General features: G+C 68.3%; 15 protein-coding genes and 1 pseudogene. 15 read left to right on the top strand and 1 reads right to left on the bottom strand.

Annotated elements, in window-relative coordinates:
• Positions 1-120: 120 nt before the first annotated feature.
• The 13 genes and pseudogenes from AC4PWQ_RS02890 (at position 121) to AC4PWQ_RS02830 (ending at position 12820) form a co-directional block, all read left to right on the top strand.
• Entirely contained in the window at positions 121-1398 is a 1278-nt protein-coding gene (locus AC4PWQ_RS02890) for an ATP-binding protein (protein WP_492089727.1), read from the top strand.
• 312 nt (positions 1399-1710) lie between these two features.
• Entirely contained in the window at positions 1711-2127 is a 417-nt protein-coding gene (locus AC4PWQ_RS02885) for an SRPBCC family protein (protein WP_492089726.1), read from the top strand.
• Positions 2128-2644: 517 nt separating this feature from the next.
• A complete protein-coding gene (locus AC4PWQ_RS02880) occupies positions 2645-2968 on the top strand; it encodes a TfoX/Sxy family protein (protein WP_371152564.1) in 324 nt (107 codons plus the stop codon).
• Between the two features lie 256 nt (positions 2969-3224).
• A complete protein-coding gene (locus tag AC4PWQ_RS02875) occupies positions 3225-3857 on the top strand; it encodes a GyrI-like domain-containing protein (RefSeq protein ID WP_371152563.1) in 633 nt (210 codons plus the stop codon).
• A 209-nt stretch (positions 3858-4066) separates the two neighbouring features.
• On the top strand, positions 4067-4369 hold the full coding sequence (locus AC4PWQ_RS02870; protein ID WP_371163753.1) for a hypothetical protein: 303 nt from the start codon (positions 4067-4069) through the stop codon (positions 4367-4369).
• Between the two features lie 103 nt (positions 4370-4472).
• Positions 4473-5060: a GNAT family N-acetyltransferase gene (locus AC4PWQ_RS02865; protein ID WP_492089725.1), complete on the top strand. Its 588-nt coding sequence runs from the start codon at positions 4473-4475 to the stop codon at positions 5058-5060.
• Positions 5061-5178: 118 nt separating this feature from the next.
• Positions 5179-5910, top strand: coding sequence for an NADPH-dependent FMN reductase (locus AC4PWQ_RS02860; RefSeq protein ID WP_371152560.1), 732 nt, complete (start codon positions 5179-5181; stop codon positions 5908-5910).
• Between the two features lie 250 nt (positions 5911-6160).
• Entirely contained in the window at positions 6161-6442 is a 282-nt protein-coding gene (locus AC4PWQ_RS02855) for an HU family DNA-binding protein (RefSeq protein ID WP_371152559.1), read from the top strand.
• Positions 6443-6943: 501 nt separating this feature from the next.
• Positions 6944-7687: an ABC transporter ATP-binding protein gene (locus tag AC4PWQ_RS02850; RefSeq protein WP_371152981.1), complete on the top strand. Its 744-nt coding sequence runs from the start codon at positions 6944-6946 to the stop codon at positions 7685-7687.
• The gene (locus tag AC4PWQ_RS02845; protein ID WP_492089724.1) at positions 7663-9408 is read left to right on the top strand and encodes a hypothetical protein; all 1746 of its coding nucleotides are present in this window, start codon (positions 7663-7665) and stop codon (positions 9406-9408) included. Before AC4PWQ_RS02850 ends, AC4PWQ_RS02845 begins: the two co-directional genes overlap by 25 nt.
• A 117-nt stretch (positions 9409-9525) precedes the next feature.
• Positions 9526-10302 (top strand): glucosamine-6-phosphate deaminase, encoded by a 777-nt coding sequence (gene nagB, locus AC4PWQ_RS02840; protein WP_371152557.1) that lies wholly within the window; start codon positions 9526-9528, stop codon positions 10300-10302.
• Between the two features lie 165 nt (positions 10303-10467).
• Positions 10468-10782: a DUF3039 domain-containing protein gene (locus tag AC4PWQ_RS02835; protein ID WP_371152556.1), complete on the top strand. Its 315-nt coding sequence runs from the start codon at positions 10468-10470 to the stop codon at positions 10780-10782.
• A gap of 269 nt (positions 10783-11051) precedes the next feature.
• Positions 11052-12820 (top strand): annotated as a pseudogene (locus AC4PWQ_RS02830) (DEAD/DEAH box helicase).
• A 94-nt stretch (positions 12821-12914) separates the two neighbouring features.
• Here AC4PWQ_RS02830 and AC4PWQ_RS02825 read toward each other — a convergent pair.
• Positions 12915-13133 (bottom strand): helix-turn-helix domain-containing protein, encoded by a 219-nt coding sequence (locus AC4PWQ_RS02825; RefSeq protein ID WP_371152555.1) that lies wholly within the window; start codon positions 13131-13133, stop codon positions 12915-12917.
• A 114-nt stretch (positions 13134-13247) separates the two neighbouring features.
• Between AC4PWQ_RS02825 and AC4PWQ_RS02820 the strand changes: the two genes are divergently transcribed.
• Entirely contained in the window at positions 13248-13886 is a 639-nt protein-coding gene (locus tag AC4PWQ_RS02820) for a hypothetical protein (RefSeq protein WP_371152554.1), read from the top strand.
• A 5-nt stretch (positions 13887-13891) separates the two neighbouring features.
• Positions 13892-14479, top strand: a complete 588-nt coding sequence (locus AC4PWQ_RS02815) for a hypothetical protein (RefSeq protein WP_492089723.1) — start codon at positions 13892-13894, stop codon at positions 14477-14479.
• The last annotated feature ends 109 nt before the right edge of the window (positions 14480-14588 follow it).

The following is a 14588-nucleotide window of genomic DNA, read 5'->3' as shown; positions in this document are numbered from 1 at the left end:
CTCCACTGGTGGTCCATCCGTTCCCGAGAGATGAGCGGGACCCACGCAGAACGGCAACTCGACCCTCGTAGAACGGCAAGTCAACTGTCGTAGAACGGCAACTCGTACTAACATGGCGGTGTGGAAAATGGCTTGATCAAGCGGAATCTGCTTCCTGTGGCGCAGGAAGTGATCGAGCATGCTCCCGTCGTGGTCATCAGTGGTGCGAGACAGGTTGGAAAGAGCACCTTGATGCAGATGCTGCTCGAGCACCAGCAACACAGACTGGTGAATCTGGACAGTATGGTTGCTCGCGAATCTGCGATTTCTGATCCGGAAGGTTTCGTCGATCAGTTCCCTGAGGGTGTGCTCGCTATCGATGAGGCCCAGCGGGCACCGGACCTGCTCCTTTCGATCAAGCTGTCCGTAGACCGCAAGCGGAGCGCGGGGAGGTTCATCCTCACAGGCTCGGCGAATCTGCTCACCGCCAGCGGAAGCCAGGAGAGCTTGGCTGGACGAGCGCAGACGATTCTGTTGCATGGCCTGAGCCAGGGCGAGCTCAGAGGGCGAGTGGAGGACTTCGCTGCGTTCGCTTGGGCATTGCCCGCTCTGGGGCCCTCGCTCCACGCAGAGGAGTTGTCCCGTGCCGAATACCTAGAGTTGGCAATGTCGAGCTGCTATCCCGAGTTGCAGGGCATGCAGCCGCGAGCTGGGCGACGTTGGATTGACGCCTACCTAGAGAGGGTACTTTCCAAGGACGTCGGCGACGTCAGTGGGATTCGCTTCCATGACAGGCTGCGACCGTTGATGAGTTTGATTGCTGCCGAGAACGCCTCGGAGTTCGTCAATCAGAGGTATGGCCAGGCGCTGGACCTGCCTGCTCGCAGTGTCCCGTCGTACGTTCAGGCGTTGGAAGACGTGTTCCTGATCCATCGGATTCCTGCCTGGGGGCACAACCTTTCCAAACGGGCGGTGGCAAAGCCGAAGGTTTATGTAGCCGACCCGGGTGTTGCTGCCCATCTGGCGGGCGTAGACCTGCGCGGCCTTGAGCATGACATTTCGAGTTCACTCACCGGAGGGCTTGTCGAGGCATTCGTTGTAGGGGAACTGCTTAAGCAGCGGGGCTGGTCAGAGGTGGACTTCACGGTGAACCACTGGCGCGACAGCGGCAACGGGGACCACGAGGTTGACATCGTTCTAGAAAATCGCGCTCGTGAGATCGTCGGCGTAGAAGTCAAAGCACAGGCCACTCTTGGCGCAAAGCACTTCAAGGGACTCAAACAGTTGCGCAGTCTTGCCGGCAAGCGCTTCATCGCCGGGATCGTGCTCTACACGGGTAGCGAGGTCATGCCTTTCGGGGAGCGCTTGTGGGCGATGCCTATTAACGCCCTGTGGGAGGCGAGTTTCGCCCGACAATAGGCTGCGCCTGCCGGTCCGCCACGATTAAGGGAGACGACGCCCCGCCTGGCGTCCCTCCCCGCCGCGCGCCTTGCCGGCCAGCGCAGCCCTACTGCACCCCCAATAGAATGCGTCCGTGTCTGTTGAGTTCGCCCCGATCATTCGCCGCACCAAACCGGAGGTGCTGGCCCCTGCTCGGGGGCTGGGCACTTTGAAGGTCGCGATTGGCTTCGGGGTCGACGTGGACTAGGTGCTCATTGTGGTTGCTGCCGTCCTTTGCCATAACAACTATCATCTTTTGTACGAGAATGGTGACGAACCTTGGCGGAGAAAATGGGTGAAGTAATCGTCGTTTGGGAAGAAGAGCTTCCCTATACTCCGAAGCAGGTTTGGCAGGTGGTTACCAACCTGAAGCGTTGGCAATGGCGCAGTGATCTATCAGCATGCAAGGTTGTTGACAAACAGCGATTTATTGAGACCCCCAAGAAGGGGAAGCCCATACGGTTTTGTACCACGCGCCTCGAAGAGCCTCTACTCTGGGAGTTTCAAATGGATTCGCCAACTCTGACTGGTGTATGGCGTGGAACCTTTGAATCAAAGGGAAAAGGCGGATGTCATGTCACCTTCGTAGAAACCGTGCAGCTTCGCCGCAGGCTATTTCCGAGGTGGGTTGCTAAACGATTCCTGGTGACCTATCAAGCTCGCTATTTCCGCGATCTCCGAGCTGAGCTTCAATCACGCTATGGCTGACTGCCGGTGCCGGTGCCGGTGCCGGTGTTGGGGCGCGAAGAACTCTTCATGCGCGAACGGCGGGGGAGCGGAGAGTCTGGCTCGTCATCCATCTTTTTGTCGTCCTGCGGCGTCAGCGCGGCAAGGGAGTCGCGGAGATAGGTTCGGGGGGAAGCAGCGTCCGGCGGTCGGAAATTGCGCAGAATCAAGCGGAAAACACGCTCCCTCAAAATGCGCGATGTGGGAGTGCTTGTCTTTTCCTTGAAAGTCGCCCCGTAGGGGCGGCTGAACACCAACGGGGCTTGCGGCGCTATCCCGAGCCCATCCTCGCGCCCCCAAGCTCGCAAATGCTGCAACGGGGTACATCCGACCGCTTGGTGTCGCGCTCCCGATCGGTCGGATGTACCCCGGCCGTACGCTTGTACGCTCGGTGCCACTCCGGCCCGCCCGGTTTTCCCACGGGAGTCCCCGCTCGAAGCGCACAATGGTCCCTAAACGGTGTCGCTCCTCCAAGGCGACCGACCCAGGGAGGCCCAAAGTGTCGTCTACCAAGGAATACCTGGACTACGTGCTGGACCTACTCAGGGGTCTGGACGGCGTCGCTCACCGCAGGATGATGGGGGAGTACGTCATCTACCTGCGCGGGAAGGTGGTCGGTGGCATCTACGACGACCGCTTTATGCTCAAGCCCACGAAAACCGCCCTGGAGTTGCTGCCGGATGCGCGAATGGAGCTGCCCTACGAGGGCGGAAAGCCGATGATCTTGGTGGACGTCGAGGATTCAGCCGTGGTGGCCAGGCTGGTGGCCGCGGTGCACGACGATCTTCCCTCCCCCAAGAAGACCGCGCGCCCGCGCGCATGAGTAAGCGCGCGCGTTAGCGCACCTCGCGCCGCTCCATTCCGCGCACTGCCCCGCCCGGTCCACTAGCACCCGCCCCGCCAGGTCCGCTAGCACCCGCCCCACCCGGTCCGCGCGCCGCTCCCACCGGCCCCGCTAGCACGCCCTCCCGCTCCCGTTAGCGCTCCCTCCCGCTCCCGCTCCCGGGCCAACGGTCGATTCCCCGCCCCCGCCCCCTCGACACCCGATAGGCTGCGCACATAGGAGAGAGGGGGGAGCCGTGGCCTTCGATTTCAAGCAGGAATTCCCGGAGCTCTATTCGCCCAAGACCACGCCCGGCGTCGTCACCGTGCCGCCCATGAACTTCGCGGCGGTGCGCGGGCACGGCGCCCCGATGGACCCGAGCGGACGCTTTCAGTTGGCGATCGAGCTGCTCTACCACGTGGTTTTCGCGATCAAGATGTCGAGGCAGGGCCCGCGCCAGATTGATTGGTTCTTCGACTTCGTGGTCCCTCCGCTGGAGGGGTTTTGGTGGCAGGACGGCGTGGCGGAGCTGGACCTGACCCGCAAGGACGCCCTCAAGTGGATCCTGGCGATCCGCCTGCCGGACTTTGTCACCGACGCGGACTTCGACTGGGCGGTCCGGGAGGCCGCGAGCAAGAAGGACCGGGACTTCTCCACCGTGGAGTTCTTCCGCTACGACGAGGGCCTGTGTGTCCAGTGCATGCACACCGGCGCCTTCGACGACGAGCCCGCCACGGTCGCCGCCATGCGCGCCTTCGCGCTCGAGCAGGGTTTCGCGCTTGACTACTCGCCCACCCGCCTGCACCACGAGATTTACCTGAGCGACGCCAGGAGCGCGGGGCCCGATCGCCTCAGGACCGTGCTACGCCTGCCGATCCGCCACAATTAGGGACGAAGCCCCGCCCGCCGCCCCGAGCGGTGGGTCGCCCGGCTAGGCGCCTGTTGCGAGGGACGACGCCCAGCCCGCCGCCCCGAGCGGTGGGTCGCCCGGCTAGGCGCCTGTTGCGAGGGACGACGCCCCGCCCGCCGCCCCAGCAGCGCGCCCGCCCCGCAATCCGCCCACTGTCCGAGCCCCTGCCGCAGGAAGGAGTCGCCCCGATGGCCTGGCTTCCGGTCCGCGCGATGCTGAATCGGGCCGACGCGCTCGCGGCCGCCACCGCCTGGTTCGAGGTGGCGGCCCGGCACAAGCTGCGCTTTGATCCGGCGCTGCTGGAGCGCCTGTCTTCGGCCCGGGGGACGCGCGAGTACGTGCGCGCCTGGAAGGCGCTGCGCTTCACGGTGCACGGGATCCCGGCTCGGGGCCTGGACTCTTACGCCTTCGAGCGCGGTGCGCACCCGGACCCGTATAAGGGCGCGGGGGAGTTCTTCGCCGCATATGACCGCGCCTACCGCTACTTTTAGAGGCACACGGCCACCGCCCGCCCATCACCGTCCGCCCACCGCCGCCCGCCCGCCCATCAGCGTCCGCCCACCGCCGGCGGCAAGCCCAGAAGGGAAGACCCACATGGAGAGTGTCGAGATCCGCGACGGCCAGTCCGCTCGCGCCTACGGGAGCGCCCTGATGCAGGCGGGCCACGTGCGACTGGTGCCCAGCACGGAGGAGCACTTCGTGACCTTGGCGCAGTGGTGGCAGCGCCCGGATTGGGCGGTGTTGCAGCAGGACGTGGTCAAGCCGCGCCCGCTGTCCGCGATCGTGGAGCAGTTTCGGCAGTGGAGCTCGAATGCCACTACCTCGAGCGTCGGCTTTTCGGTGATGGTGGGCGACACCCTGGTGGGGCACGTGACCATGTGGGGGATCGGGCCGGTGACGCGCACGGGCACGTTTGCGATCATCATTGGCCCGGAGCACGTGGGGCTGGGCTACGGCTCGGCGGCCACGCGCCTGATGCTGGCCTACGGGTTTGAGGAGCTGGGCCTGCACAAGATCGAGTTGACTGTGTGGGCGTACAACGATTCCGCGCTGCGCGCCTACGAGCGCTGCGGCTTCGTGCGCGAGGGCGTGCGTCGCGAGGCGGTGTTCCACGCCGGCGCCTACCACGACCAGGTGCTGATGGGCATCCTGGAGCGCGAGTACTGGGCCGCCAAGAATTAACGCCTCATTGGGGGCGGGCTGTTGGCAGCGTAGGCTAGGCGCAGATCGTCGGTCGCTACAGAGAGGCCGGGCAGTGCAGCCCGGCCCGGCAGGCCGCTTCCCAGGGAAAGGACCCTCAATGATCAGGCTCGGGATCATTAACGCGGCGGCGTCGGCGCGCAGGCACGGCGACCCGATCGCTGACTGGATCGAGGCGGTGGCTAGGCGCTGTGGCGCCTTCCAGGTGGAGCGGATCAACCTGAAGGAGGTTAACCTCCCGCTGTTCGACGAGCCGGAGCTGCCCCGCCTGCGCCGCTACGTCAACCCGCACACCGTGGAGTGGTCCAAGCGGATCGACGCGCTGGACGCCTTCATCGTGGTCATGCCGGAGTACAACCGCGGCTACCCGGCGATCCTGAAGAACGCCATCGACTACCTGGCACGGGAGTGGGCGTTCAAGCCGGTCAGTGTGGTCTCCTACGGCGCCACCATGTCCGGGGGCGTGCGGGCGGCCGAGTCCCTCACACCGGTGCTGGTGGCCATGCAGATGATGGTGGTGCGCGAGCAGGTGATGATTCCCTTCGCTCCCACCCATCTGCACGACGGCGTTTTTGTCCCCACCGAGGGCATGCAGGAGGGCGCGGAGGCGATGTGCGAGGCGCTGGTGCGCGCCGACGCCGCCATGCACCTGCTGCGCACGGACCTGGACGAGGTGGGCGACCAGCAGGGCGTTGCTCCCTTCGGGGCTGACGAGGTGGTGACCGGGCGGGACCCGAACCAGCCGCGCGACGACCGGGAGGCGTGGCGTCGCGCCGGCGGGGTGGGCCCGGAGCTGGGCACGTCCACGGAGATCTTCCGCCCCGAGCGGTGAGGCAAGGGTGCCCTGTCTTTTCGCTGGCAGGGTGCGGAAAAGTCCGAGCGCCAGGGACGCAATACCCACATCGTTCTGACGTCTGAGGTGTGCGGTGTCAGAATGAGGGCTTGGGGGTGTTACTTTTCCCGCTTAGATGCCGGAAATTCCCCTCAAATCGTGGTCTCCACGCGCTTCATTGCGTAGTGTCAAGCCACAACGGGCCGCGACGCTTCGCGGTAATTACCGAACCACAGACGAGAGGATTGACATGTCCGTCAACCGCACTGAGCTGATTGCCGCCATCGCCGAGCGCACCGACCTGACCAAGGCCCAGGCTGACGCCGCCATCGCCGCCTTCCAGGAGGTCGTCATCGAGTCCCTGTCCAAGGGCGAGCCGGTCAAGATCACCGGTCTGCTGTCCATCGAGCGCGTGGCCCGCGCCGCCCGCACCGGCCGCAACCCGCGCACCGGCGAGGAGATCAAGATCCCCGCTGGCTTCGGCGTGAAGGTCTCCGCTGGCTCCACCCTGAAGAAGGCCATCGCCAAGTGACCTCTCCCCGCAAGGGGAGCATCTGCAGGGGCGCGACACTGAGGTAGCGCTGAAGCAGGAAGAGCAGGTGGGCACCGGGTTCAACCCGGTGCCCACCTGCTCTATTCGTCCGCGGGGAGGACCGGGCCGCCGCTGGCGTTTCCGCCCCTGGAAGGAAGCGCGGCTAGCGCGGCTAACCATATGGTTTTGAGCATGAGTTCTGGTATCCCTCAGCCCTCCAACCAGCCCCCAGTCGCGCCGCAAGGAGCGCCCGCTTTTGCGGGTGCGCCGCAGGGCTACCCGCAGGCGGCTCAGAACGCGCCTGGCCAGGCGGCCCCGCAGTTCGCCCCGCAAGGAGCGCCCGCCCAGGCGATGGCGACGCAAGGTGGCGCTCAGTTCGCCCCGCAGTTCGCCCCGCAGGCCGCTCCGGGTTCCCCGCAGCTGCCGCCCCCGGTGGCCATCCCCGCCCAGGCGGTGCCCCCGAGCCAGCTGCCCCCGGTGGACCCGCAGGCTGCGCTGAGCATGCGGGGCCTGGTGAAGATCTTTGGGCAGAACGTCGCCGTGGCGGGCCTGAGCCTGGACATCCCCGCCGGCTCCTTCTACGGCGTGGTTGGCCCCAACGGCGCCGGCAAGACCACCACCCTGAACATGGCCACCGGGCTGCTGCAGCCCGACGGTGGCGTGGTGACCGTGCACGGCGTGGACGTGTGGGGCCGCCCCGAGGAGGCCAAGCGCAAGCTGGGCGTGCTGCCCGACGGCATGCGCCTGTTCGACCGCCTGAGCGGTCGCGACCTGATCACCTACGTGGGGCGCCTGCGCGGCATGCCGCCTCACCTCATCGCTGAGCGCACCGAGCAGCTGCTGCGCGTGCTCGGGCTGGAGGAGGCCGCCGGCAAGCAGGTGGGCGACTACAGCGCCGGCATGACCAAGAAGGTCTCCCTGGCCTGCGCCCTGGTGCACTCGCCCGACGTGCTGGTGCTCGACGAGCCCTTCGAGGCGGTAGACCCCGTCTCCGCCGCCGGCATTCGCACCATGCTGCAGCACTTCACCGCCCAGGGCGGCACCGTCGTGCTCTCCAGCCACGTCATGGCCACCGTGGAGGCGCTGTGCACCCACGTGGCAATCGTCCACCGCGGCCAGATCATGGCCGCCGGTACCACGGCCGACGTTGCCGCCGGCATGTCCCTAGATGACCGCTTCGCCTCCTTGGTGGGCGGAAACGGCAAGCAGGAGGAGCTGACGTGGTTGCGACCCTCGTCAAACTGAGGTTCCGCCTGCTGGCAGGCATGCTCTCCCAGAGCACCATGCGCATGGTCCTGGCGATCCTGGGCGGGCTGTACGGGCTGTTCTGGCTCGTATTAATGTTCATGGCGGCGTTCTTCGTCGGCGATGAGTCCGTCCACGTTGCCCACACCGCGCTGACGTTGGTGGGCGGGGCGATCGTGTTTGGCTGGGCCACCGTCCCGCTGCTGGCTTCGGGCGTGGACAACACGCTTGACCCGCGAAACTTTGCCCCCTACACCTCCGCCACCCCCAGGTTCGCCCTGGGGCTCCTGCTGGCCGGCGGCATGGGCATCCCCGGCCTGATCACCGCTCTGATCCTGGGCCTGCCCATCCTGACCTGGGCCCGGGCCGCTCAGCCGGAGGCGATCGCCCTGGCGGCAGTCATTTGGCCACTGGCGACGCTGACCAGCTGGCTGCTGGCCCGCGTCAGCACGACCTTCTTCGCCGGGGCCGGGCGCTCCCGCAAGGGACGCGACCGCAACACGATGGTGCTAATGGTCCTGCTGGTCCCGCTCATGGGCATCGGCTTCGTGCTGCCCGGGCTGATGGAGAACATCTCTGGCGGGCTGCTGATCAAGGTCGCCACAGTCCTGGCCTGGACCCCCTTCGGGGCCGGCTTGGCCGCTCCCGGCTCCCTGGCCACGGGCGCCATAGGCGCGGCCGTGGCCCAGGTGGCCATCGCTGCGGTCACCACCGCGCTGCTGTGGTGGGCCTGGCTGCGCCTGCTGCCCTCCGCCATGCTCGGTGCCCCGCTCGGGCGCGCACAGGCGGACCTCGCCGCAGTCCAGCGCCACCTGGACACCCCGGTGGACCAGGCGCCCGCCACGCCGCAGGCCGGTCAGAACGCTGCGGTGGGTGGAGCGTCGTCCAGCACGGCCAAGCGGAGCTGGGCGCTAGCCGACGCGCTGGCCAAGCTGCCCGGCATCGACCCCGTCACCGCCGTCATCGCCGAACGCTCCCTGCGCTACAAGTACCGCGACCCGCGCTGGCTCTCCCTGCCGGTCCTGATGGTCGGATTCAGCGCCCTCATGATCGCGGCCGCCCCCGTGATCATCGAGAGCGGATCGAAGTCCTTTGGGGACGGCGGGGGAGTGGGCCTCGCCTTCAGCTCGTTGCCCACCTTCCTGACCTTCTTCATCGCGTTCGTGCTGCAGTCCGTGCATGCAGACATCGCCTACGACTCCACCGCCTACTGGAGCCACATCTCTGCGGGAGTCAGCCCGCGCGCGGAGATCCGGGGCCGCTTCCTGGCCTCCGTCATCGGCTACCTGCCGCTGGTCCTGGTCATCTCCCTGCTGGGGGCGTGGCGGCTGGGCCTCGGGGTGGACGGAGCCGCATTCGTGGGCGGAAACGTCGGGATCTCGCTGGCCATGATGGGCATGGCATACGGCGTGGCCGGCCACTTCATCTACCCCGTCCCGCCGCCCGGGGCCTCACCCTTCAACAACGCCGGCATGGGCGCGGGCGGCCTGACCCTGGTGGTGCAACTGGTGGTCTTTGCCCTGATGGGCGTCTTGTCCATCCCCATCGTGATCGCCTCCCTGTTCACCCCAGACACACTGGTGGGGCAGAGCCTGCTGGGCGCCGGGACCGTGGTCTACGGGATCCTGGTGGCGCTGGCCGGCGCGGCCATCGGCGCCGCCGGCCTGGCCAAGAACCAGGTCGCCTTCCTGACCAAGATGCGCTCCTGGCCCAAGCACTAGGCGGCGCCGCGCAGGCCCGACCGGGGACAGGAGCGGGACCCTGGTCGGGCCGAATCGGGCCCGCAATGGCCTAAAGTTGACTGGGGCGACCACGGAGGTCGCAAGGAGGAGTACGCCATGGACGTCGTAATTGTTCCCGACGATGCAACGATCGGTGCGCTGGCTGCGGACCAGTACCAGAAGCTGCTGGAGGCCAAGCCCAACGCAGTGATCGGCCTGGCCACGGGCTCTAGCCCGCTGTCCACCTACGCGGAGCTGATCAAGCGCTACCAGGCCGGCCAGATCTCCTTCGCCCAGGCCACCGCGTTCATGCTGGACGAGTACGTGGGAATCGACCCGGACCACCCGGAGCGCTACCGCAACGTGATCCACAACGAGATCGCCTCCAAGGTGGACCTGCGCCCGGAGGCCGTGCACGGCCCGGACGGCAACGCCGAGGACCTGGAGGCGGCCTGCGCAGACTACGAGGCCAAGATCGCGGCCGCCGGCGGCGTGGACCTGCAGATCCTGGGCATCGGCTCCGACGGCCACATCGCCTTCAACGAGCCCGGCGGCTCCCTGGCCTCCCGCACCCACCTGGGTGTGCTGACCGCCCAGACCCGCCAGGACAACGCCCGCTTCTTCGACGGCGACCTGGACAAGGTGCCCACCCACTGCCTCACCCAAGGCCTGGCCACCATCATGAGCGCCAAGAAGCTCGTGCTGGTCGCCCAGGGTGCCGGCAAGGCGGAGGCGATCCGTCAGCTGGTCGAGGGCGGCGTGAGCGCCAAGTGGCCGGCCACGATCATGCAGCACCACCCCGACGCCCTGGTCATCGTGGACGAGGCCGCCGGCTCCAAGCTGGAGCTGGCCGACTACTACCGCGAGGTCGCCAAGGCCTCCGGGCTGGTCTGATCCAGGCCGCTTAGCGCCGTCCCCCAGCGCGCGGGGACTAAGCAGGCCGGTGTTGTGCCCCCGCTAGGGAATCTCCCCAGCGGGGGCACACCCGTTCCCGGCGCGGGAAGAATCTCACGCCCGCCCGCCGCGCCGCCGCTTCCAGCGCGGCATAGACTGGTGGGCATGCGAACTCCTGTGCTAGCAACCGAGACCGAGGGCGAGACCTCTGTAGGCGTGCTCGAGCGCGAGGAGACGGCCACCCAGCCGGAGTCCTCAGACGGCGACGGCGACCGCTTTGCCCACTACGTCCGCAAGGACAAGGTGGCCGCCTCCGCGATCAGCGGCGCCCCCGTAGTCGCCCTGTGCGGCAAGGTGTGGGTGCCCGGTCGCGACCCCAAGAACTACCCGGTCTGCCCCACCTGCAAGCAGATCATGCAGGAGCTCACCGGTGGCGGTGGGGGAGCGCGCTGGCCCTTCAACTGGGGCGGCAAGCGCTAGTGAGCACCGCCCCCGCCGGGGCCGAGGACCAGCTCGCTTTGTTCGGGCCGGGGTCCGCGCTGCCCGCAACCGCCCCGCCAACAGCCCAACCCGCCTGGCCGCGCCCCACCACCTCCCCGGGCGAGGAAACGCACCCGTCCGCTGATCGGGGCGGCGCGGCGGCAACGTCGGCCACCTCCAGCAGCAACGCGGCGGGCGCCACCCCAGGCGGGGCGCCGGCACGCACGCCCGCCTCCCGCAGCGGCGCCCCCAACCCGGCCAGCGCCTCGGTGCACGCCGCCTCCCAACTCTCCCCGTCCTTCCCGGCGCGCGCCGCGTGGGGAACGGCCGGCTCCCTGCGCGCCTGGCAGGCCGCCGCCCTAGAGAAGATACCTGGCCGCCGACCCGCAGGACTTCCTGGCCGTGGCCACCCCGGGCGCGGGCAAGACCACCTTCGCGCTGCGCGTGGCCGTGGAGCAGCTGGCGCGCGGCACCGTCAAGCGCGTCGTGGTGGTCTGCCCCACCGAGCACCTGAAGGTGCAGTGGGCCGACGCCGCCGCCCGCGTGGGCATCCGCCTGGACCCCGCCTTCGCCAACGCGCAAGAGGAAGAGGGCAGCCACTACCACGGCGTGGCCGTCACCTACGCCCAGGTGGCCTCCAACCCCGCCGTCCACCGCCGCCGCACCGCCTCCGCCCCCACCATGGTGATCCTGGACGAGATCCACCACGGCGGCGACGCCCGCTCCTGGGGAGACGGCATCGGCGAGGCCTTCGGCAAGGCCACCCGCCGCCTGTCCCTGACCGGCACCCCCTTCCGTTCGGACGAGTCCAAGATCCCCTTCGTGCGCTACGTCGAGGACGAGCACGGCGTGCTGCGCTCGCGGGCGGACCACTCCTACGGCTACGGCGACGCGCTGCGCGACGGCGTGGTGCGCCCAGTGCTCTTCCTGGCCTACTCCGGCACGATGGCCTGGCGTACCCGCGCCGGGGAGGAATACGCCGCCCGCCTGGGCCGAACCCCTCACCAAGGACCTCACCAAGCAGGCCTGGCGCACCGCCCTGGACCCCAGCGGCGAGTGGATCACCGCCGTGCTGGAGGCCGCAGACAAGCGCCTGACCGAGGTGCGCCGCTCCGTGCCCGACGCCGGCGCCCTGGTGATCGCCACCGACCAGAAGGCCGCGCGCGCCTACGCCGCCCTGCTGCGCCAGATCAGCGGTGAGGCGCCCACCGTGGTGCTCTCAGACGACTCCGGCGCCTCCGAGCAGATCGACAAGTACTCCGCCTCCCGCAGCCGCTGGCTGGTGGCAGTGCGCATGGTCAGCGAGGGCGTGGACATCCCGCGCCTGGCGGTGGGCGTGTACGCCACCAACACCGCCACCCCCCTGTTCTTCGCGCAGGCCGTGGGCCGGTTCGTGCGCGCCCGCCGGCGCGGCGAGACCGCCTCCATCTTCCTGCCCTCCGTGGCGCCGCTGCTGGAGCTGGCCGGCGAACTGGAGGTGGAACGCGACCACGCGCTCGGCAAGCCCGCCGGGAGCGCGGAAGAGGGCGACTTCCACCCCGAGGAGGCGCTGATCGCCCAGGCCAACCGGGTGGAAAACGCCAGCGACGACCTGTTCGGCCAGTTCGAGGCCCTGGACGCCGACGCCTCCTTTGACCGCGTGCTCTTTGCCGGCGGCGAGTTCGGCACCGAGGCGGCCGTGGGATCGGTGGCCGAGCAGTCCTACCTGGAGCTGCCTGGCTTCATGGAGATGGACGAGTTCACCTCCGCGCTGCGCGACCGCCAGGCCTCCCAGCTGGCCCAGCAGGAGCGCGAGCGCGCCGCCGCGGCGCTGCGCGACTCCAACGCCGGGGTGAGCGACCACCGCCAGCGCGCCCAGCGCCGCAAGGAGCTGCAGCGCCTGGTCAGCGCGTGGGCGCAACGCTCCGGGGAGCCGCACGCCAACGTGCACGCCGACCTGCGCCGCCGCTGCGGCGGGCCGGAGGTGGCCAAGGCGACCACCGAGCAGATCGAGGCGCGAATAGAGCAGCTGCGCCGGTGGTTCGTGGGCAAGAAGTAGCGCCCCGCCCCGGCAGGAGTGGGCAAGAAGTAGCGCCCCGCCCCGGGACGAACCCGGCCGCGAGGCGCCGCTTTCTCATGGGCGGGCGTTTTGCCTAGCCCACCCGGAAGCCCTCTGCGGCGATGCGCTCCTTGTTTGCCGCGTAGGCGCGTTCGATGTAGGCGTCGAGCTCGGAGTCCTCGATGCGCCAAACGTTCTTGCCACCCACCTGGATGCCAAGGAGTTCCCCGCTGTGGAGCATGGCGCGTACTGCGGAGACGGAAACCCCCAGCTGCTCGGCTACGTCAGCTACCGTGAAGAACCTGCGTGTCATGCCCCAATCATGTCATTTCGTGCCAGTTGGTGCACACACGCGCAAGGCAATGTGGATAAACACGACACTGTGGATTGGCCCCGTTTTGCCCGCAAAAGAGGGCAATATGTGTGGGTGCGGAACAAAGCTAACCCGGCCCGCTTGCGGCGCTCCCGTCTGACCGACCCCCGCCTGATCATCGGGATCCTCCTGGTGTGCGCGTCCGTGGCGCTCGGGGCGGTGGTGGTGGGTAAGGCCACCAGCAAGACCTCCTTCCTGATGCTCACCCAGACCGTGGAGCAGGGCAAGGTGATCACGCAGGACATGGTCAGGTCCGTCCCGGTCAACCTGGGCGAGGCCGAGGACAGCTACGTGCGCACCCTCGAGGAGGGCACCATCGCCAGCCGTTCCATCAAGGCCGGTGAGCTCCTTTCCGTCAACGCGATCGCGGCCGCAGGGGAGTTGCAGCTGCGCCGCGTCATGGTGCCGGTGCGCGGCGAGCTGCCCCAGACCGCAGTGGTGGGTAGCCAGGTGGAGCTGTGGAAGCTGCCCGATACGGGCACCTCGAGCCTGCGCGAGCGGCAGACGGAGCCGGAGAAGGTGGCCGACGGCCTAGTGATCGCCCGCCTGCCGGAGGCCAGCGGCGGGCTGGGACGCCTGCCCTCGGCAAACAGTGTGGAACTGGTGGTGCCCGAGGCAAGCCTGCAGACCGTGCTGGCCGCGATCTCCGCCCCCGGCGGCCTGACCCTGGTCCCGACCGGGGTGGGAGAGTAGGCGCCGTGACTGAGAGCTTCGGGGTGCTCCTGTGCCTGGAGGGCGCGCTGGAGGAGGAACTGGTCCGCAAGCTAGCTAGCGGCCCCATCTACGTCGAGCGCCGCTGCGCCGACCTGGTGGAGCTGCTGGCCTGCTCGTCGGCCGGCCTGGGCGAGCTCGCCCTGATCAGTCTGGAGATGGAGAATGTTGACCGCGCCACCGTCACCGCCCTGCACCGGGCCGGCGTGAAGGTGGCGCTGGCCTGCGCGCCGGGGGATGAGGCCCGGGCCGCAGACCTAGCCGATGCCTTCGTGCCGCTCGATGCGAGCGCCGGCGCCTGCGTGGAGGTGTTGGAACACCTGGTCAGGGGGCACGACGTTGCCCCGCTGGCCGCCCTCCTCACCGCGCCGGTACCTGCCGGACCGGAGGGGCTGCTGGACTCCACCGACCCGATGGTCCCCGGCCCGGGCGGGCCGGCGCAGGGCGAGCGGGGCCAGCGGGGCCAGGCGCCCCTGAGCGGGCCCGGGCAGGCCGTGCCCGCAGCGCAGGGTGGCACGCTGGCCGCCCTCCCGTACGCCACGGGCAACGGCCGTGCTGCCCTCCCCGCTGGATGAAGCGGCGCACGAAAAACGTCTATGGGTCCCAAGAGACTCGTTGTCACGGTAGACTTACGTGGGCGCTTGTGAATATCGGCTGGCAAAGCGGGTACGTCGAGGCGTCACA

It is taken from the genome of Buchananella sp. 103232, from assembly GCF_058725725.1.
The sequence above is the reverse complement of the archived record's forward strand: the minus strand, read 5'-3'. Positions and strand labels throughout refer to the sequence as shown.

Excerpts from the sequence above, each read along its gene's own strand:
- AC4PWQ_RS02885 (WP_492089726.1), top strand. The coding sequence starts at position 1,711 with ATGGGTGAAGTAATCGTCGTTTGGGAAGAAGAGCTTCCCTATACTCCG.
- AC4PWQ_RS02870 (WP_371163753.1), top strand. The coding sequence starts at position 4,067 with ATGGCCTGGCTTCCGGTCCGCGCGATGCTGAATCGGGCCGACGCGCTC.
- AC4PWQ_RS02865 (WP_492089725.1), top strand. The coding sequence starts at position 4,473 with ATGGAGAGTGTCGAGATCCGCGACGGCCAGTCCGCTCGCGCCTACGGG.
- AC4PWQ_RS02860 (WP_371152560.1), top strand. The coding sequence starts at position 5,179 with ATGATCAGGCTCGGGATCATTAACGCGGCGGCGTCGGCGCGCAGGCAC.
- AC4PWQ_RS02855 (WP_371152559.1), top strand. The coding sequence starts at position 6,161 with ATGTCCGTCAACCGCACTGAGCTGATTGCCGCCATCGCCGAGCGCACC.
- AC4PWQ_RS02850 (WP_371152981.1), top strand. The coding sequence starts at position 6,944 with ATGCGGGGCCTGGTGAAGATCTTTGGGCAGAACGTCGCCGTGGCGGGC.
- nagB (WP_371152557.1), top strand. The coding sequence starts at position 9,526 with ATGGACGTCGTAATTGTTCCCGACGATGCAACGATCGGTGCGCTGGCT.
- AC4PWQ_RS02835 (WP_371152556.1), top strand. The coding sequence starts at position 10,468 with ATGCGAACTCCTGTGCTAGCAACCGAGACCGAGGGCGAGACCTCTGTA.
- AC4PWQ_RS02825 (WP_371152555.1), bottom strand. The coding sequence starts at position 13,133 with ATGACACGCAGGTTCTTCACGGTAGCTGACGTAGCCGAGCAGCTGGGG.